This is a genomic window from Herminiimonas sp. Marseille-P9896, assembly GCF_903993245.1.
In the GTDB taxonomy this organism is placed as follows: Bacteria; Pseudomonadota; Gammaproteobacteria; order Burkholderiales; family Burkholderiaceae_D; genus Oxalicibacterium; species Oxalicibacterium contaminans.
The window spans coordinates 28,150-47,560 of the sequence record NZ_CAJEVT010000002.1; the positions used below are offsets into that span (position 1 = coordinate 28,150).

At 56.1% G+C, this 19,411-nt stretch carries 14 protein-coding genes; 8 read left to right on the forward strand and 6 right to left on the reverse strand.

Annotation, left to right across the window (positions count from 1 at the left end; genetic code table 11):
* Window positions 1-47 precede the first annotated feature (47 nt).
* The 3 genes from H7U06_RS05780 to H7U06_RS05790 all read right to left on the reverse strand — a co-directional run bounded on the left by H7U06_RS05780 (window position 48) and on the right by H7U06_RS05790 (window position 3,659).
* Window positions 48-1,175, reverse strand: a complete 1,128-nt coding sequence (locus H7U06_RS05780) for an aminotransferase class V-fold PLP-dependent enzyme (protein ID WP_175625249.1) — start codon at window positions 1,173-1,175, stop codon at window positions 48-50.
* A 197-nt stretch (window positions 1,176-1,372) separates the two neighbouring features.
* Window positions 1,373-2,527 (reverse strand): formyltransferase family protein, encoded by a 1,155-nt coding sequence (locus H7U06_RS05785; protein ID WP_175625250.1) that lies wholly within the window; start codon window positions 2,525-2,527, stop codon window positions 1,373-1,375.
* A gap of 220 nt (window positions 2,528-2,747) precedes the next feature.
* Complete coding sequence (locus tag H7U06_RS05790; protein WP_175625251.1) at window positions 2,748-3,659, reverse strand: LysR family transcriptional regulator; 912 nt, start codon at window positions 3,657-3,659, stop codon at window positions 2,748-2,750.
* Between the two features lie 107 nt (window positions 3,660-3,766).
* Here H7U06_RS05790 and metE point away from each other — a divergent pair, with 107 nt between their 5' ends.
* From metE to H7U06_RS05810, 4 genes are all read left to right on the forward strand, one after another.
* Window positions 3,767-6,058, forward strand: a complete 2,292-nt coding sequence (gene metE / locus H7U06_RS05795; RefSeq protein WP_175625252.1) for a 5-methyltetrahydropteroyltriglutamate--homocysteine S-methyltransferase — start codon at window positions 3,767-3,769, stop codon at window positions 6,056-6,058.
* 202 nt (window positions 6,059-6,260) lie between these two features.
* A complete protein-coding gene (locus tag H7U06_RS05800) occupies window positions 6,261-6,716 on the forward strand; it encodes a hypothetical protein (RefSeq protein WP_175625253.1) in 456 nt (151 codons plus the stop codon).
* 35 nt (window positions 6,717-6,751) lie between these two features.
* On the forward strand, window positions 6,752-7,651 hold the full coding sequence (locus H7U06_RS05805; protein ID WP_175626047.1) for a DUF2145 domain-containing protein: 900 nt from the start codon (window positions 6,752-6,754) through the stop codon (window positions 7,649-7,651).
* A 14-nt stretch (window positions 7,652-7,665) separates the two neighbouring features.
* Complete coding sequence (locus H7U06_RS05810) at window positions 7,666-8,175, forward strand: AAA family ATPase (protein WP_175625254.1); 510 nt, start codon at window positions 7,666-7,668, stop codon at window positions 8,173-8,175.
* Between the two features lie 61 nt (window positions 8,176-8,236).
* Here H7U06_RS05810 and H7U06_RS05815 read toward each other — a convergent pair whose 3' ends face one another.
* Window positions 8,237-9,448 (reverse strand): MFS transporter, encoded by a 1,212-nt coding sequence (locus H7U06_RS05815; RefSeq protein WP_217703438.1) that lies wholly within the window; start codon window positions 9,446-9,448, stop codon window positions 8,237-8,239.
* A gap of 54 nt (window positions 9,449-9,502) precedes the next feature.
* Window positions 9,503-10,126: a TetR/AcrR family transcriptional regulator gene (locus tag H7U06_RS05820; protein WP_195874568.1), complete on the reverse strand. Its 624-nt coding sequence runs from the start codon at window positions 10,124-10,126 to the stop codon at window positions 9,503-9,505.
* A 176-nt stretch (window positions 10,127-10,302) separates the two neighbouring features.
* Between H7U06_RS05820 and H7U06_RS05825 the strand changes: the two genes are divergently transcribed.
* Window positions 10,303-11,109 (forward strand): hypothetical protein, encoded by an 807-nt coding sequence (locus tag H7U06_RS05825; protein ID WP_175625256.1) that lies wholly within the window; start codon window positions 10,303-10,305, stop codon window positions 11,107-11,109.
* A 79-nt stretch (window positions 11,110-11,188) separates the two neighbouring features.
* Complete coding sequence (locus tag H7U06_RS05830; protein WP_175625257.1) at window positions 11,189-11,845, forward strand: response regulator transcription factor; 657 nt, start codon at window positions 11,189-11,191, stop codon at window positions 11,843-11,845.
* Window positions 11,846-11,857: 12 nt separating this feature from the next.
* Here H7U06_RS05830 and H7U06_RS05835 read toward each other — a convergent pair whose 3' ends face one another.
* A complete protein-coding gene (locus tag H7U06_RS05835; protein ID WP_175625258.1) occupies window positions 11,858-13,657 on the reverse strand; it encodes a hybrid sensor histidine kinase/response regulator in 1,800 nt (599 codons plus the stop codon).
* Between the two features lie 100 nt (window positions 13,658-13,757).
* On the opposite strand from H7U06_RS05835, the gene H7U06_RS05840 reads away from it, so the two are divergent.
* Entirely contained in the window at window positions 13,758-17,609 is a 3,852-nt protein-coding gene (locus tag H7U06_RS05840; RefSeq protein WP_175625259.1) for a filamentous hemagglutinin N-terminal domain-containing protein, read from the forward strand.
* A 56-nt stretch (window positions 17,610-17,665) separates the two neighbouring features.
* The gene (locus tag H7U06_RS05845) at window positions 17,666-19,378 is read left to right on the forward strand and encodes a ShlB/FhaC/HecB family hemolysin secretion/activation protein (RefSeq protein ID WP_175625260.1); all 1,713 of its coding nucleotides are present in this window, start codon (window positions 17,666-17,668) and stop codon (window positions 19,376-19,378) included.
* Window positions 19,379-19,411: the final 33 nt, after the last annotated feature.

A 19,411-nucleotide genomic window follows, 5' to 3' on the forward strand; every position in this document is an offset into this window, starting at 1 on the left:
GATGGCTGAATTCCATCACGCATGATCGATAGGGAGATACGCAGGTTTTAGCCTAAGGTGTCCAGAGCTTTGGACAGATTGGCTACCGTGCGCTCGATGTTGTGCAGCTTGTCGAGGCCGAACAGGCCGACGCGGAAGGATTTGAAGTCTGGGCGTTCATCGCATTGCAATGGCACGCCAGCTGCGGTTTGCAAACCGGCTGCGACAAATTTCTTGGCCGACTGGATGCCGTCGTCGTTGGTGTAGCTGACGACTACGCCTGGAGCCTGGAAGCCTTCGGCTGCCACGCTCTTGTAGCCTTTGGAGGTCAGCAGTGCGCGTACCTTGTCGCCCAGCTCCTGTTGTTCGGCACGGACTTTGTCGAAACCATATGCAGCGGTTTCTTCCATCACGCCACGCAGGATGGTCAGTGCATCGGTCGGCATGGTGGTGTGGTAAGCCACTGCACCTTGCTCGTACGATTCCATGATTTGCAGCCATTTGCGCAGATCGCAAGCGAAGCTGGTGCTTTGCGTGGATTCGATTTTTTCGCGGGCGAGGGAGCTCAGCATGATGAAGGCGCAACCAGCGGAAGCGCTCCAGCCTTTTTGCGGTGCGCTGATCAGGACGTCAACGCCGGTCGCTTGCATGTCGACCCAGATGGTGCCGGAAGCGATGCAGTCGAGTACGAACAAGCCGCCTACCGAATGCACGGCATCCGAAACCTGGCGCAGGTAGTCGTCTGGCAGCATGATGCCGGAAGCGGTTTCTACGTGCGGTGCAAATACGACTGCCGGTTTGATTTCTTTAATGGTCGCAACGACTTCAGCGATAGGTGCCGGTGCGAATGGTGCTTGTGCCGAATCTTCCAGCTGGCGTGCTTTCAATACTGTGGTCGCGGCAGGGATGCTGCCGGTGTCCAGGATCTGGGTCCAGCGATAGCTGAACCAGCCGTTGCGCAGGATCAGGCATTGCTGCTTGGTTGCGAACTGACGGGCAACCGCTTCCATGCCGAAGGTACCGCTACCTGGCATGACGATGGCGGATTGCGCCTTGTAGACATGTTTTAAAGTCTTGGAAATGTCACGCATGACGCCTTGGAAGCGTTCGGACATGTGATTGATCGCGCGATCTGTGTAGACGACGGAGTATTCAAGAAGACCGTCGGGATCGACGTTGGGTAATAGACCTGGCACGTTTGCTCCAGCAATAATAAAGAAATTCGGCCTGAACAGGGATTACCTGGCCAGGCCACAAAAGGCATGAAATGCCGAAAAGGAGAGATTTTACCAAAGTAGCGCGCTGAACTCTGGTTAATGCTCAGAATGTCCGCCGAATTACAACTTAATTAGTTATTTGGCATGTCGGAATGCCAATCCGGCGGATTTCAGTCTCAGGCTGCTGCAGGCTTCTCACCGAGGGCGATATCGACTGTCATTTCATGGGCCAGTGCGCCCAGTTCCTGACGCAGCTCATCGATGGACAGCTTGCCTGGTACCAGCAGGTGCGCGCCGATTTTAAAGGTTTGCTTGCCGGAGACACCACTGCGTACGATTTCGGTGTGGATGCTCTCGATGCTGATATTGCGCTCGGCCAGCATCTTGGTCAGGCTGCTGACGATGCCGACGCGGTCGTCGCCGACCAGCTCAAGCTCGACGCTCTTGATCGAGTCGGACAGATTGGCACCATCGCTCTTCGCCACGACTACTTGCAGGCCGCTGGAATCCAGGCTGCGCAATGCGTTGGTCAAGGCTTCAGCATTTTCGCGTGGCACTTCGAAGTGCACCATACCGGCGAATTCACCGGCCAGGCGTGTCATACGGCTGGCGGCCCAGTTTGCGCCGTAGCGTTCTGCACGTTCTGCCAGCGAACGCACGATGCCGTGACGATCGGTGCCGACGATGGAAACGATGAGGGCTACGGTATTGGATTCGACTTCTTCTGCCAATACGACCGAGCGACGGATCATCGGTGCCTTGGTGGCGAAGCGCTGGTCTTGTTCAAACGCTGGCAGTGCATTGTGTTCCGCTGCGTAGTGGATGACCTGGCTCAACAGTTTCAGGCCCATAGGTGCGAGTGCACGCTCCCACAGTTCACGTGCGCTTTCGCCTTTTTCGACGAAGCACCAGTCTTGCGCCGCGATCGCACCTGCATCCCAACCGTCGGCCAGGTGATAGATGGAGCCGCCAGCGATAGGGTCGCCTTCGAGTATGGTCCATTCGACTGCGGCTATGCCACGGTGTCTAGGCAACAGGGAAGGGTGATAACCGATACCGCCGAGGCGGGCGCGGGCCAATGCTTCATCGCTGACGCGGGCATGGGTGTGGGCGGCGAGGATGACGTCGGTACCTTCGGCAATGGCTTCACCCGGCACGAAGCGCGGGTTTTCCATGATATGCAGCGGTACACCGGCAGCGCGCGCTGCTTGTGCCAGGCGGTCATCTTCCGACGGCGCGACGACGCTGGTGAATTCGATACCTTCTTCCTTGCGCAGCGTCTCAAATACCAAGGCGCCGAAATAGCGCGAACCTACCAATGCACATTTCATTTTTATCTATTCCTCAATTTATCTAAAAGCGTTAAATACAAATTTGAAACACGGGCGTGCAAGGTGTGATGCACAGCCTTTAAAACGGTAGTCGTATGACGATATGAACTGGTGCCTGAGATTGCTGGATTTGCGGCGAATTTTCACTATACAGCGCGCAAGGATACCAGAAAGGGATCGCCGGTAAGCCACGTCATAGTTGACCATACGGCAAGCAGCCTTACGATTTTTTGCCTTTATTAAACGACGCCACCGGCTCCCGCGCTTGCGCAATAAAGGCTTGCAGGTAGTCGGTATCGAGGTCGGCTTCACGTGCGCCGAGGAAAATCTGTTTGGCAATACCGTCCGCTCCCAGACGTACCGGTACCACGTCCATTTTGCTGGCGTATTCCTGCACCAGCCAGCGTGGCAATGCCGCCACACCACGACCGCTGGCCACCATCTGCAGCATGATGTCGGTGGTCTCTATGGTCTTGTGACGCTTCGGTGTGATGCCCGCAGGCAGCAGGAACTGGTTGTAGATGTCGAGCCGGTCGGTGGCAACCGGATAGGTGATCAGGACTTCGCTCATCAGTTGCTCAGGTTCGACATACTTTACTTTGGCTAGCGCGTGCTTATGCGGTACCACCAGCACTTGTTCGTAGTCGAACACCGGTTCGAAGTGCAGGCCGGGTTTGTACAGCGGGTCTGGTGTGACCAGCAAATCGATTTCATATGCAAACAAGGCACCGATGCCGCCGAACTGGAATTTCTGTTTCACGTCGACATCGACATCCGGCCAGGCCGTCAGGTAAGGCGACACCACTTTCAGCAGCCATTGATAGCAGGGGTGGCATTCCATCCCTATGCGCAAGGCGCCGCGTTCGCCTTGCGAAAACTGACGCAGCCGTTCCTCGGCCAGCGTCAGTTGCGGCAGCACGCGATTGGCGACCGCCAGCAAATATTGCCCCGCTTGCGTCAGGCGCAGCGCACGTCCTTCGCGCACCCAGATATCGGTGCCGAGTTGCTGCTCCAGTTTCTTCATGCTGTGGCTCAGCGCGGATTGCGTGACGTGCAGCACGTTGGCGGCTCCGGTCAGGGAGCCTTGTTTTTCTACTTCGAGGACGACGGCGAGGTGGATGCGCTCTAACATGGTCTAATTCAATGCATGAGTGAAATTCATGTATGTCTGAGATAATACCATTTTACTTCATGGATTGCGCATCCTATTATTCTCGTTCTTGTTTTCTGGAGCGAACCATGACCACCATACACAACCTCGGCTTTCCCCGTATCGGCGCAAAGCGTGAATTGAAATTTGCACTCGAATCCTACTGGAAGGGCGAGTCCTCGCGCGACGCCCTGAAAGATCTGGGTGCACAACTGCGCCAACGCCACTGGGACAACCAGGTCGGTCTGGATCTGGTGCCGGTCGGCGACTTTGCGTTCTACGATCAAATGCTCGACATGAGCTTCACGCTGGGCAACCTGCCTGAGCGTGTGCGTGGTTTCCACGGCGACGCGCTGGACAACTACTTCCGCGTTGCGCGTGGCCGTTCGACACAAGGTGCAGAAGACCACAGTGCTTGCTGTGGCGGTGTCGCGGCAGGTGAAATGACCAAATGGTTCGATACCAACTATCACTACATCGTGCCTGAGTTCACAGCTGCAACCGAATTCAAACTCGACACCACACGCTTGCTGGAACAACTGGCAGAAGCCAAGGCGCAAGGCGTCAAAGGCAAGCCAGTCATCATCGGCCCTATCACTTACCTGGCGCAAGGCAAGGCCAAAGACGATCTGTACAAACTGGCTTTGCTGCCACGTTTGTTGCCGGTGTATGCGCAATTGCTGGATGCACTCGCAGCACAAGGTGTGGAATGGGTACAGATCGATGAACCTATCCTCGTCACCGAGCTGGACACCGATTGGCAAAACGCATTCAAGGCTGCCTACGATCAATTGAAAAACAGCCGCGTCAAATTGCTGCTGGCGACTTACTTCGGTCAATTGCTGGAAAACCGTGCGCTGGCTGCGAGCCTGCCGGTTGCGGGTTTGCACGTCGATGCGATCAATGGCCGCGATGACGTATTGCCGCTGATCGATTTGCTGGGCGCTGACAAAGTGCTGTCGCTGGGCGTGATTAACGGCCGTAACATCTGGAAAACTGATCTGACTGCCGTGCTGGACTGGGTAGAGCCACTGGCCAAGCGCCTGGGTGAACGCCTGTGGATCGCACCGTCGTGCTCCTTGTTGCACGTGCCGGTCGATCTGAACAGCGAACAAAAACTGGATACAGAGATCAAGTCCTGGCTCGCCTACGCAATCCAGAAGCTGGCTGAATTGCGTGTACTTGGTAAAGCACTGCGCACTGGCCGTGACTCGGTGCAAGCAGAGTTGGCTGAGAACAAGGCAGCATTGGCAGCACGCCGTGCATCGCCACGTGTCAACAATCCGGCTGTGCAGGCAGCGATCGCCAAGATCGATGCGGGCCTGGGCAAACGTGACAGTACTTATGCACTGCGTGCGAAGAAGCAGGCTGCATTGCTGAAATTACCTGCATACCCGACCACGACCATCGGTTCCTTCCCGCAAACTGCTGAAATTCGTCACGCCCGTAGTGAATTCAAGGCCGGTCGTCTGGATGATGCGAGCTACAAGACTGCGATGCAGGCTGAGATCGAACGCAGTGTGCGTGAACAGGAAACACTGGGTCTCGACGTGCTGGTGCACGGTGAAGCAGAGCGTAACGACATGGTCGAATACTTTGGCGAACAACTGCAAGGCTACGCCTTCAGCCAGTTCGGCTGGGTCCAGTCCTATGGTTCGCGTTGCGTGAAACCGCCTATCCTGTTCGGTGATATCAGCCGTCCACAAGCGATGACAGTCGAGTGGAGCACCTATGCGCAATCGCTGACCGAGAAACCGATGAAGGGCATGCTTACCGGCCCGGTCACCATGTTGAACTGGTCTTTCGTGCGTGACGATCAGCCACGTTCGGTATCGTGCAAACAACTCGCGCTGGCGATTCGTGACGAAGTGCTGGATCTGGAAAAAGCCGGTGTACATGTGATCCAGATTGACGAAGCTGCGTTGCGCGAAGGTTTGCCGCTGCGCAAGTCGCAATGGCAGGATTACCTGGACTGGGCGGTGGAATCGTTCCGTATTACTGCAAATGGCGTGGAAGATGAAACCCAGATCCATACCCATATGTGCTATTCGGAGTTCAACGACATCATCGCGTCTATCGCTGATATGGATGCCGACGTCATCACCATCGAAACATCGCGTTCGGATATGGAGTTGCTCGATGCATTCGACAACTTCAACTATCCGAACGAGATCGGACCTGGTGTTTATGACATCCACTCGCCTAACATTCCGACCCAGGAGCACATGGTGCAACTGATGAAGAAAGCGGCAGAGCGTGTACCGGCAGAGCGCCTGTGGGTGAATCCGGATTGCGGTTTGAAAACACGTCAATGGGCTGAGGTGTTGCCAGCACTGAACAATATGGTGGCAGCAGCGAAGACACTGCGCGCTGCAGCCTGATCGTAGGTGTTCGATTGTAGTTCTTACAAAAAGCCCGCTGACAGCGGGCTTTTTTCTTTCTAGCTAAATTTAACGGAGATTTAATTCCGCCAGGACGCCGGACAATATAAGATCTAGGCATAGCCTGCTTTGCGAACTCTGCTGCACACTGTGTGGTCAGAGAGCTTATCCCGGTTCGATGAAATCAGAAGGAGTCTCCATCATGAACTTCCCAGTTAGTTTGCGTCTTGCTTGCCTTGCTGCAATAAGCGGTCTCGCCTTCACAGCACATGCCGAGAGTCTGCCGTCATCGGCGTCGAGTGCGGGTTCCGCTTCCAGCGGCAGCGTCTCTGCATCGCTACATGAATCCAGCGACAGCTCGAGCAAGGATGAAAAGCGCGCCGACGGTGACTACCGCATCATCGACGTGGCCGAAGCACCGGAACGCGCTGATTTACGTCGCGTCACCATGCAGGCCGATGCCTCACAGCAACGCATCGTGCTCGACCTGCCAGCCAATATCCTTGACAAGCAAGGTCTGGGTCGCGGCGACCTGGTCTATGCACAGAACCGTGTATATGGACTGGAATTTGCGCGCAGCGATACGCGTGAAGCTTTCTATCTGGTGCTGGCCGACAAATGGCATGAAGAACTCACACCGCGCATAGTAGGTCTGTGAGGTTCAGGCTATCCCTTGTAAGCGCGTTAACCCTTATTAGCGCGCTTATAGTTACCAGCACCGTTACCAGCGCCGCATATGCCGCTTCCGGCTCATCCGCCGCATCCAATTTCTGTGATCGCGCACATCAACTCACGGCAGCACAGCAAGACCGCATCCTGCGCTTTGCTGGTGTTGTACGTGAAGAGTTAGCTGCTGTTAATTCCGATACGGTCCTGATCAGCCGTTCCGGCCTCGACCTGTCACGCTTCCAGATACGCTATTCGCATGCCGCCATCGCCTGGCGCGATGAAGACAAGGTATGGACTGCGCGTCAGCTTTACTATGCCTGCGAAGAAGAGCGTCCTCGTATCTTTGACCAGGGCATGGCTGGCTTCGCGATGGGCATAGACAATCCATCGCTAGGCTACATCTCCATCGTCAAGCTGCCAGAGCAGGCGGCACAGAGCTTGCGCCAGGCGGCACTGGATAAACCACGCGCATTGCGTTTGCTGGCAGCGACCTATAGCGCCAATGCGTATGTCTATGCATTGAACTACCAGAACTGTAATCAGTGGGTAATGGAAACCATGGCGGCGGGTTGGGGCGATCTGCCTGACGGTGAGGACCTGCGCGCCCGTGCACAGCTCTGGTTGCAGCAGGCGCACTACGCGCCGGAGCCGACAGCTGTCAATTCACATTGGCTGATGTTTGCCTCCAGCTTCGTCCCCTTGTTACATCTGGATGATCATCCGGCCGAGGATAGGTACGCACTTAAGCTGAAAATCAGTTTGCCTGCCACCGTCGAAACCTTTGTGCATCAACAGTATCCGGACAGCGAGCGGGTAGAGATCTGTCACGACGGCAAGCAAGTTGTAGTACATCGTGGCTGGACGCCTATCGCCGATGGTTGCGTACCCGCAGCGGGTGACCGCGTCGTCCCGCTCGATAGTTAGGTTTATCATTTCGCATGCACATACTTATTACCGGTGCCGCCGGTTCAGGCACCTCGACGCTGGCTGCAGCCGTAGCTGAAGCGACGCAAGCCACATGTATAGAGACCGACGATTATTTCTGGTTGCCCAGCGATCCGCCGTACCAACACAAGCGTGATGTAGCGGAGCGCGCTGCAGTCTTGTTGCACGATATACGCAGCCATCAGAATACGGTGGTCGCAGGTTCTCTGATCGATTGGGGGCTGGAACTCGAACATGCATTCGACCTGATCGTATTCCTCTACATCCCGACCGAGCTCAGGCTGGCGCGTCTGAAGGTGCGCGAAGAACGTCGCTTCGGTAAAGCTGATCCGGCATTTCTGGCCTGGGCAGCACAATATGATGCTGGTACTGCAGAAGGTCGCAGTCTCGAGCGGCATAATTTATGGCTGGGTACGCGCAAGTGCGAGGTGCTGCGACTGGAAGGTGACCTGTCACCAGAAACGCGCTTGCAACGGGTGTTGACGGCAAGCGCAGAAAAATAAAAAAGCGAACCCGCGGGTTCGCTTTTTTAACGTACTTACTGCTTGAATTAAAACATGTACTTCACTCTTTTTCCGTTGCGAAGTACAACAAGCCTATCACCGGCAACGACAATCCGACCCACGAAGCCAGTTCCCAGCCGCCGTGTGCATATGCCCATGCACCAACTGACGAACCCAGTGCGCCGCCGAAGTACCAGATGATCATGTACACGCCGCTGACACGGCCGCGTATCTCACTACCTAGGCCGAAGATCACACGCTGACCCAGTACCAGGGTCGCGGTAGCGCCAAAGTCCAGCATGATGGCAGCGACGACCAGCAAGGTCAGCGCCAGTGGCGATCCGGCTTCTGCAATATGCGTGATCAGGAATGCGATGGCGACGGCCAGCATGCCCAGCGCGGTTGCAGGTTTGGTCCAGCCGCGATCGGAAGCACGTCCGGCAATCGGTGCTGCGATGGCACCGGCGACGCCAGCCAGCGCGAACAAGGCAACACCTGTTTGCGACAAGTGGAAGACCGGGCCGGTCAGTAGCAGAGGCGTGACGGTCCAGAACAGGATGAACGCGGCGAACTGGAAGAAGTGATAAATCGCGCGTCTGCGCAAGACCGGGGTTTGCCGTGCCAGCGTCAGCATCGAGCCGAGCAAATGTCCGTAGCTGAATTTCCCCTGTGGCCTGCGTGTCGGCAAAGCGAAGTGCAATGAAATCGCCAGCAGTGTCATCACCGCAGCCGACACAATGAATACCGTATGCCATGAACTGTGGTCAGCGATCAGGCTGGATATAGGACGCGCCAGCATGATGCCCAGCATCATGCCGCTCATCAGGTTGCCGACAGTACGACCACGAACACTTTCCGCTACCAGGTGTGCGGCGTGCGGTACCAGGATGGGGACGGTGACGGAGCCTAGTCCGAGCAATATGCATGCGAACAAAAATCCTTCTGCCTTGGTCGCCAGTGCCGCACCGATCAGGGCAAGTATGCTGACCGCCATCACGCTGATGGTGAGGCGCTTGGTTTCTATCAGGTCGGCCAGCGGCACGACGAAGATGAGGCCGGTGATATAACCCAGTTGTGTCAGGGTCACGATCAGACCCGCTGCCTGCAAGGAGAGACCAAGATCCACGCTGATCAGGCGTATCAGCGGTTGTGCGTAGTAGACATTCGCGGCGATCAGGCCGCAGGCCAGCGCCAGTAAAAATGTCAGCCACGAGGGCAGGGCTTGGGCGGTGACAGGTATCGTGCCGGGTAATGTTTTGCTTAACATGCTCATCCTATCAAATACTTTAAATAAGGAAATAAATATTTCCTAAATTGTCAAAAAAAATTAATCGAGGGTTTTCATCGCTGCATCGACCACAGCCATTAACTCTTTGCGGGTACGACCTGCCTTGCCGATCACGATGAGACCCTGCATCAGGCACAACATCAGTCGCGCGGTTGCTGCATTGTTGCTGCTGGCGGCGATGCTGCCATCTGCCTCACCTGTCTTGAGTAACTCGGCGATGATGACTTCACGTCGTTTGAAGGAGTCTTTGGCACGATTGGCGATTTCGTCGTCGAAGGTGGCCAACTCTACCGTGGTGCTGACGATGAGACAGCCTTGCTGTATGTCTGCATCGCAATTCGACACGCCTGCATAAAACATCAGCGCGGCGCGCAATTTATCGCGGCCGGATTTTTGCGCGGCGATCATGTCACGCAAGGCGGCTTGCCGTATCGATAGTTGCCGGTCGATCGCAGCGAGGAAGACTCCGCGCTTGTCCTTGAAAGCTTTGTAGATACTGCCTACCGTCAGCTCCATGGATTCCGCGATGTCATTGATGGACGCGCCGTGGAAACCCCGCGCGCAAAACAAAGGGATGGCTTTGTCGAGTGCGTCATCCATATCGAATTCGCGTGGGCGGCCGCGCGGATTGGACAAGTTGCTGGAGTGGGTCGATGGTTTCATGATGCGATTATGGAAGTGATCGTTTCCGAAGTCAATATTTTGTGACAAATATTTTTTGATGATTGTTGAAACAGTAACGATCCGTATGGGCAACTGCCCGTGTTCGCTGCGGAATTACTTTGCGACATCGTCGTGCCTGTGTGTAAACTACCGCCTTACTCATTTTTTGCTGAACCATGACCACCATTACCGTCAACGAAGAACTGAAAGCCTATATAGATCCATTGACCAGCGACGAATATGCGGCGCTGGAGCGTAGTTTGCTGGCGGAAGGTTGCCGTGATGCGCTGGTGTTATGGGGTGATTTGCTGATCGATGGTCACAATCGTTACGGTATCTGCCAGAAACACGGCATTGCCTTTAACACGAGACAAAACGAAACCTTCAAGTCGATGGACGATGTCCACCTGTGGATGATAGATAATCATCTGGGGCGACGCAGCGTATCTGACTTCCAGCGCGGCATACTGGCTTTGCGCAAGAAGGAGATCCTGTCGGCGCGCGTGGTGCAGGTGAAGGAAGCCGCGCCTGCTGAGGCAGATGCGGAAGCCAGCGCTGCAAGCGCAGCCGAGCCACCGTTGAAACGTGATGTCATCGCCAAGGAAGCACGTATCAGCAGCGTGACGCTGGGCCAGATAGAAAAAATCCAAAAGACTGCAACGCCAGAACTGGTGCAGGCGGTAAAGACCGGCGTGGTGTCCATCAATGCCGCCGCCGCGATTTCTTCGCTACCGGAAGAGAAGCAAAAAGAAGCGGTCGCCGGTGGCAAGAAGGAATTGCGTCAGGTTGCGCGCCAGGTACGTGAAGCAAAACTGCCACCCAAGCCTGAGCCGGTGCCACCGCCGGATGATGCGACACCAGATCAAATCACCATTCATAAACTGAATCTGAAAATCGCTGAACTGAACGAAGAACGCGATCAGTTGAAAAAGAAAGTGCAGCACCTGACCATCGCACTCGCTGAAGCACGCGGCGGACAGTAAGCAAATCAGGGCGCAGGCATAGTTCCAATTAAGCGATAATGCGAGTCAGCTAAGGCCAGCGCAAGCCAAGGAGACGCCAGTGTCATCTGTATTACTGATCGACGATCATGCTATGTTCCGCGAGGGACTGACGCTGGCATTGGTGCAGGCTGATCCGACGCTGCAGATACATAGCGTTGCCAGCGGCAACGAAGCCCTACAGCTGGTACAAACGGAAACGGCAATCAGCACCGTGATGATGGATTACTACCTGCCGGATATCGGTGGTGGTGCGCTGCTACAGCGTTTGCGTCAACTCCGGCCCGGCTTGCGCATACTCGCGCTGTCCGCCTCGGAAGATCCGGATGATGTGCGACATGCACTGGCCAGCGGTGCGCATGGCTTCATCCATAAATCAGCAGATAGCAAAACCCTGTTTGCCGCACTGAGCAGTGTGATGCAGGGGCACGGTTATTTGCCGCCGACTTTTGACAGCCTCGCGACTGCGGATAACACGCATGGCAACAACAACGACGATGATGCATCCCTGCTGAGTCGGCTGACGCCACGTCAGACCGAAGTACTAAGACTGATGTGTGATGGTTTGCGTAACGGCGAAATTGCCGAACAACTTGGTATGACGGAAAAAACCGTGAAAGCGCATGTCACTGCGGTGCTATCCGGACTCGGTGTACTTAACCGTACGCAGGCGACGCTGGTTGCACGTCGCGCAGGTTTGCTCGGCAAGCCGCGCTAAATATTCGCAGATTCAGAGCGGTGTATTAACGGCGGCTTCAGTCGCGCCGTGTTCCAGCATTTGTGCCAGCACGCGCCGCAGATGCGCAGCATCCACCGGTTTATGCAGCAAGGGCCAGGCGCGTGCCGAGGCTTCGATCAGGCGTCGCGGGTCGGTATCACCCGTCAACAGCACCGCCGGGATAGTGTCATCCGCATATTCCTCATGCAGGCGGTCTATCACTTCTATGCCGGTTTCATGTGCACGCAGGCGGAAATCACTCAGGATCAAATCAGGCTTGTGCGGGCAATGCGCTGCCGCTTGCAGGATGTCGTCGCCACTATGGCCGGTCACTACTTTGTAGTCCCAGGTTTCCAGCAGCAGGCGCAAGCCTTGCAGATTGTCTGCATCGTCATCAATCACGAATATCCATTGGCCGTCGGCTTTCGGTACTTCCGCTTTATGCGCGACCGGATCTGCAGTGTGCGCATCACCCAGCGGCAGGCTCAGGCTGAATACGCTGCCGCGTCCGGGGCGTGAGCGTAGTGTCAGTGGGTGCTTGAGCAGGTCAGCGGTACGACGCACGATCGCCAGGCCCAGGCCCATCCCTTTGCTGCGATCCCGTTCCGGATTGTCGACCTGGTGAAACTCCATGAAGATGTTTTCCTGTTCGGCTGCTGCAATACCGACGCCGCTATCCCACACTTCTATGCGCAACGTGTTGCCACGGCGACGGCATCCTATCAGCACTCCACCGTTGCGGGTATGACGTATCGCGTTGTCGACCAGATTGCGCAGGATGCGGTCGAGTAAAACCGGATCAGATTGCACCACCGGCCACGGCCCTCTATGCAGGCGCAGTCGCAAGCCCTGTGCGCTGGCTTGCGGGGTGTACTCGAGCAGCAGTTGTTCGAGTATGGGTGCAAGGCGAAAGTGACGGCGTTGTGGCCGGATCACACCTGCGTCCAGCCGCGAGATATTCAGCAAGCCATCAAACAGACCACCCATCGCCAGCGTGGCGCGACCTATGTGATCGACCAGCTGACGACTTTTTGGATTCAAATCCTGTTCACGCAAGACGCCAAGGTAAAGACTGAGCGCGTGCACCGGTTGGCGCAGGTCATGGCTGGCAGCGGCGAGGAAGCGTGATTTCGCCAGGTTGCTGCGCTCGGCTGCTTCCTTTTCGATGGCGAGTTTTTTCAGCAGGTCGGTATTTTCAAAACGCATGCGCAGCGAATCGAGCTGGGTGCGATACATGCGATGCGCAAATGCCAGTGTCACCAGCAGATACAAGGCACCGGCTACTGCCAGGATATGGTGCACGCTACCCGGCAACAGCGCCAGGATCACGAAGGGTGGCGCGAAGTATGGAATCTCGAATGCGTACAGCAGGCGCAGGTGGATGCAGTAGGCGTAGATCGCGCCGGTACCCAGCGTCAGCAAGCCGACGATCAAAAACATTTGTTGCTCGAACGGAGCGTAGTACATCCAGTAGGCGTAGGGCAGGCCCCACAGCAAGCCTGCCGCTGCCGTGCTCCATAACGTCCATCGTTCCCAGCGTTGCAGTGCGCTTACGTCCTGCTCGTCGGCGCTGGCACTGCGATAGCGCAGCACGATGCCGAAACGGCAAGCCAGCAACAGGCAATTGAGTCCCAGCCACAGCAATAAATCGCGCATGGGGAAGACATCATGCAAAACCAGCACGATTAAAACAGCCGTCAACAAGGCGCCCAGTAACGAGAACGGGAAGTTATGGCGCAGCACCGCCATCTGGGCGCGGTAGATCTGATCGGCCTGCAGGCTGTTGTTATTGGTGGCGGAGGGCTGGGTCATGAATAGGAATATGGGTAGCGACCGGGATCGAGCTTGTCACAATATTATTTAGATTGCATGAGACTTTAGTCCAATGTGGATATAAAGAAAGTTTTTTATCATGCCAGCCATTACACCACTAAGCGAGGCCGGCATGAACCACATCTATCGCGTGATCAGAAGCAGAACGCACGGCGCGTTGGTTGCCGTCTCTGAACTGTCTGGCGGCGGCCGTCGCAACAAGCGTCGCAGCGCACGGCGACTGGCGGCACTGCTATCCGGCCTGCTGCCCGCAGCTCTGGCCTGTGCTGCTCCGGCAGGAGGTCAGGTCAGCGCCGGCAGCGGCAGCATCGCACAAAGCGGCAATACCACCACCATCCAGCAAAACAGCGATCGCCTGGCGATCAACTGGAATAGCTTCAATATCGGTGCCAACGAAAGTGTGCGTTTCAACCAGCCGGGTGCGCATGCGATTGCGCTGAACCGTGTGCTGGGGCAAGACCCATCGCAAATCCTCGGCAATCTGTCGGCCAATGGCCAGGTGTTCATCCTGAATCCGAACGGCGTCCTGTTTGGCAATGGCGCACAAGTGAATGTGGGTGGCCTGGTCGCCACGACCATGAAGCTGAGCGACAACGATTTCATGAACGGCAATGGCAAGTATGTATTTACACCGGGTGGTGTGGCCGGAGCTAGTGTCGTGAACCAGGGTGAGATCAACGCTAACGGTGGCTACATCGCCTTGCTGGCACCGAAAGTCATCAACGAAGGTAAGCTGCTTGCGGATGGCGGCAATGTGACGATGGCGGCTGGCACCGAAATGACTTTGACGCTGGCGGAGCATAGTTTGCTGACACTCAGCATAGACCAGGGCGCGGTAGATGCACTGGCAGCCAATCACCAATTGATACAGGCCGATGGCGGCGTGGTACTGCTCAGCAGCAAAGGGCAGGATGCGGTGCTGTCCGGTGTGGTTAACAATACCGGCGTGATCCAGGCGCGTACGGTCAGCAATCAGAATGGTGAAATCCGCCTGATGGCACATGGCGGTACTGCCATGGTCGACGGCAAGTTGGATGCATCTGCCAGCGCCGGTGGCAATGGCGGCTTCATCGATACCTCCGGTGGCAAGGTCAAGATAGCGGACAGCGTGCAAGTCACGACCGCAGCAGCCAACGGCAAGACTGGCATGTGGCTGATAGACCCGAACGACTTCATCATTGCCAACAGCGGCGGCGACATCACGGCCAGCACCCTCAGCACCATGTTGGGTGGCACCAATGTGACCTTCAAGACAGTGAACGATGGTCATGCCGGTAATGGCGATATTTTCGTCAATGACGCCGTGAGCTGGAACTCGGCGAATACCCTGACACTGGAAGCGGAGCGCAACATCAACCTGAATGCCGCGATCAACGCGGGTCAAGGTGGTTTGACGCTGAATGCCGTGAACACCATCAGCGCACCGGCAGCGGTGAACGTCAAAACCTTTACGCTGAATGGTGGTAACTGGATACAAAACAGCAGCAAACTGGCTGCCTTCAGTGCGCAGGACTTCCGTATCAACAACGGCAGCTTCTTACGTGCCGCCGGTGGTGATGGCAGCAGCGGCAATGCGTATCGGATTACAGATGTCTACGGTTTGCAGGGCGTGGGCAGCAGTACCGCCTTGCTGGCACGCAGCTATCGCCTGACGAATGATATCGATGCCACCGGCACCGCGAACTGGAATAGCGGTGCCGGCTTTGTCCCTATCGGTAATCTCGGCAATTCTTTCAAAGGTAATTTCGACGGCCAGGGATATGTAGTCGCGAACATGACCATCAATCGCCTGTCGCAGAACTATGTCGGCTTGTTTGGCCAGGTAGAAAACGGCAGTCTCAGCAACATCGGCGTCATCGGCGGTAACTTCGTCGGCGCTGCATATGTCGGCGCGCTCGCTGGTTCCTTGTTGAATTCGTCGGTGCACAATGCACACGCCACCGGCAGTGCGAGTGGTAATGAAGGCGGTAGTGACTTTGTTGGTGGTCTGGTGGGCGTCAACTATCAGGGCAGCAGCATCACGAAATCCTTCGCCACCGGCACAGTGAGTGGTATCAATAACGTTGGTGGTCTGGTCGGCTGGAACTATGGGCAGATAGACCAGGCGTATGCCAGCGGCAATGTGAACGGACAGTTTGGTGTTGGCGGTCTGGTTGGGTTGAATGATGGAGGACAAATCCGCAATGCATATGCCACTGGTGCGGTTAGCGGCAATACGGGTGTCGGTGGCCTCATAGGCAATATCCAGGATGGCGGGCAAGTGCGCAATACCTATGCAACTGGAGCTGTCACCGGTAGCGGCAGCAATATCGGTGGACTGATAGGCAGTAACGAAATCCTGACGCCTGGAGCGTCACTTGCCACTATCGATGCCAGCTACTGGAACACACAGACCTCCGGACGTAGCGGCAGTGCAGGTGGTGAAGGTCGCAGCACGCTTGAAATGCAGGGCGGCGGCTCGCGTCCTATTTTTGCGGGATGGGATTTTGCCAGTATCTGGAAACAGGAAGCTGCGGCTCCGGTCTTTGCCTGGAATTTTGTTCCCAAGACGGTTGCATCTGTCACACAGAATCAAGCTTTGACAGAAAACATCAACGCAGTGCAGGCGGCATTGGCACCCGATTTAAAAGGAAACATTAAGCCGATAGACATAGACAGCTTTATAAAGTCCGTTGATCCCAAGATCATTGAAACTATATTAAAAAGCCAGGCTGAGATAATTGCAGAGAATATGAAATTGCTCACAGAGCAGTTGGCGAAATTCAAGGACTCGGTAGACATTAGCGATGCTCAGGCCCTCGCGAGTATTAACGGCATGATCGATAGTTTGATGGGTGATTTTGTGAAAACCGCGTTGGCAAATAGTGCAGTAAGCCCGGCTCAGTTGGCAGCCATGATTGCCGACCTAAACAAAAAAATGCCTGACGGCGTGCCTCCTGATTTGAGCAAAGCCCAGCCGCTGGATAAAACTCAGCCTAACTCATCTGCAGAGGCTGCCAAAGCGGCCAAGCAGGCAGAACTGGATGCCAGAAAAAATGCCCTCGGCGGGCGTAACGCGGAGCGCGATAAAGCGGTCGCCGAGCTAAAGGCGCAAGGCGCAACCATGACGGCTGCGGCTGATCAGATGATGTCGGATGCGGTAGCTAAGCTGTTGACGAGCATTGCAGACGCGAGATCAAAATTCCTGAATGCACAGGCCGCAACCCAGAAACCGGAAGTGGACAAGGTCGCTACCAATGGCACGACTAATGGGGCTGTTCCCTCCTCGCAGACTGATTTGGCACGACTGGATGGCCTTAATCAGAAGAGCAGGGATTCGTACAATCAGGCGACGAGCTTCATCGCCGAAATGAGTGAGGTGATGAAAAAAATAATAGCTGGAATGGGTGACGTTGCACCTCCAGGCGCAACGACCGCAACTCCGACACCAAGCCCGGCCGTTACTGATGGGACTGCCGTGTCAACCATGATAGCGGACATGATGGCAAAAGTGCAGGCAATGCGGCAAGCTGAGATTGCCCAAAAGCTGGGCGACACGAAGGCAATGCTAGATGCGGGAACCGCAGCTGCTGATCAGGCAATGGCTGCAGGGCAGCAGAAGTTTCAGAATGCAATCACCGCGGCAGCAGCCAGCATCGCAAACGGAGCAGTCAGTGCGTCCGGGGCAGCTACAGGTGCAGCGCTTGCAGCGACGAACGCCGCAGCTACGCAGGGCAGCAGAGCTAATGCCGTCCGGCCTAATCTGCGCGATGTCATGACTGCTCAGGCTACGAGCCCATCTACAGGCAGACCGGCGACTGGTGCAGGCTCGACAGCTAATGCGGTGGCTAGTGGATTGCAAGAGGCCGCCGCTTTAATCCAAAAAGGCCGGGTAATGGAGGCAGAAGCTGCGCAACGCCCGAACCGGGTTTCAGATTTGCTGGGTAAGTAGGCCTCCCTGTATATCCAGACGAGGATGAAAATGTTTAAGTGTGTATGTCTATCTGTATGAAGAAAACCCGTATGTCGTTTGATCGTGCTTATGCACCATCCGGTCTGGTCCTGGCCTTGTGTTTAAGCAGTAGTGCAGTTGCGCTAGCGCAGGTCTTGCCGAATGCGGGCAGCACCTTGCGCGAGTCGCAGCAATCAGCTCCGGCCTTGCCCATGCCAGCGACCGGCACGATACAACTGCCACCGGAGCCGCAGGCACCCGTGCCTGCGGTCGATAGCATACGCTTCCAGGTACAGGCATTTCGCATCACTGGGAATCTATCCATAGATAGCGCGCTGCTGCTGCCGCTGGTGCAGGATGTCATTGGTCCCGAGCGCAGCCTGAGCGAACTGGAGTCTGCGGCGGAACGCATCACCAGCTACTACCGCAAGCACGGTTATCTGGTAGCGCGTGCCTATATTCCGGCACAGGACATACAGAACGGCGTGGTCGAAATCGCGGTGCTGGAAGGGCATTACGACAAGGTCAGGCTGGAGAACCAGTCTGGTTTTTCCGACGCCATCCTGCAGCGCTACCTGACACCGCAACAGCTGGGTGAGACCGTCAGCGACGCAGAGCTGGAGCGTGCGATCCTGCTGATACAGGACGTCACGCAGGCGTCCCAGGCTGGCGGTAATTTGCAAGCGGGTGCTGTACCGGGCACTACCGATCTTACCGTCAAGGTAGGTGCGGCACCGCGTGTATATGCACGACTGGAAGCCGATAACTATGGTGTGCGCAATACCGGCCGCAACCGTTTCGGCGGTGCCGTGCAGTGGAACAATCCTACTGGTAATGCCGATCGCCTGGACGCACGCGTATTTACTACAGCCGACGGACAGGACTATGCACGCCTCGGCTATAGCATCGCAGTCGGTGGTGATGGCTTGCGCGTGGGTCTGGCCTATGTCGAATCACGCTATCAGGTGGGCGGCAATTTCGCGTCGCTGGATGCATACGGCCGCGCTGGCGTATGGTCAGCGACTGCCAGCTATCCGTTGCGACGTTCGCGCGATTCCAATCTGAACCTGGAAGCCGGACTGGATCAAAAGTCCTTGCAGGATAATGTCGGTGCCTTTGCCAGCAGCACGCGCAAAACCAATCAGGTCGCGGGCCTGGGCTTGAGCGGTGATGTGCGCAATCGCATAGGTTCATCGGAAGGTACGACCACGTTCAGCCTGCGTGCCGAAAGCGGACAACTTGATATCGAGACGCCGCTGGCGCGCGAGATAGATGATTTGTCGGCGCGTACCAATGGTGCTTACCAGCGCTACACCTATACGCTGGCGCAATATCAATGGCTCAGTAACAGCACTATGTTGCTGCTCTCGGTCAACGGCCAGCAAGCGTCGAAGAATCTCGATTCGGCCGAAAAGATGTCCTTGGGCGGGCCCTTCGCAGTGCGCGCTTATCCCAGTGGCGAAGCATCGGGCGACCAGGGCTATGTGGCAACGGCTGAAATCCGCCACACCCTGGATCAACAACTGTTACCAGGTCAATTGATGCTGAGTGGCTTTATCGATAGCGGCATGGTGAAGACCAACGCGCAGCCGTTTATCCAGGGCGACAATCAGCGTCGCTTGTCGGGTGCAGGTGTCGGCGTTATGTTCGCGATGCCAAGCCGGCTGGAACTGCGCGTGATGTACGCGCATAAAATCGGCAGTGAACCGGCGCGCAGTGATACCGATCGCTCCGGTCGCCTCTGGGGCATGCTGGCCCTGACCTTTTAAGCGTCGTTCTGACATAGCAGTTGATCATCCGGT

What these genes read in the sequence shown, in the direction of transcription:
- H7U06_RS05785 (WP_175625250.1), bottom strand. Translation starts at nt 2,527, where the DNA reads ATGAAATGTGCATTGGTAGGTTCGCGCTATTTCGGCGCCTTGGTATTT.
- H7U06_RS05790 (WP_175625251.1), bottom strand. Translation starts at nt 3,659, where the DNA reads ATGTTAGAGCGCATCCACCTCGCCGTCGTCCTCGAAGTAGAAAAACAA.
- metE (WP_175625252.1), top strand. Translation starts at nt 3,767, where the DNA reads ATGACCACCATACACAACCTCGGCTTTCCCCGTATCGGCGCAAAGCGT.
- H7U06_RS05800 (WP_175625253.1), top strand. Translation starts at nt 6,261, where the DNA reads ATGAACTTCCCAGTTAGTTTGCGTCTTGCTTGCCTTGCTGCAATAAGC.
- H7U06_RS05810 (WP_175625254.1), top strand. Translation starts at nt 7,666, where the DNA reads ATGCACATACTTATTACCGGTGCCGCCGGTTCAGGCACCTCGACGCTG.
- H7U06_RS05815 (WP_217703438.1), bottom strand. Translation starts at nt 9,448, where the DNA reads ATGAGCATGTTAAGCAAAACATTACCCGGCACGATACCTGTCACCGCC.
- H7U06_RS05820 (WP_195874568.1), bottom strand. Translation starts at nt 10,126, where the DNA reads ATGAAACCATCGACCCACTCCAGCAACTTGTCCAATCCGCGCGGCCGC.
- H7U06_RS05825 (WP_175625256.1), top strand. Translation starts at nt 10,303, where the DNA reads ATGACCACCATTACCGTCAACGAAGAACTGAAAGCCTATATAGATCCA.
- H7U06_RS05835 (WP_175625258.1), bottom strand. Translation starts at nt 13,657, where the DNA reads ATGACCCAGCCCTCCGCCACCAATAACAACAGCCTGCAGGCCGATCAG.
- H7U06_RS05840 (WP_175625259.1), top strand. Translation starts at nt 13,758, where the DNA reads ATGCCAGCCATTACACCACTAAGCGAGGCCGGCATGAACCACATCTAT.
- H7U06_RS05845 (WP_175625260.1), top strand. Translation starts at nt 17,666, where the DNA reads ATGAAGAAAACCCGTATGTCGTTTGATCGTGCTTATGCACCATCCGGT.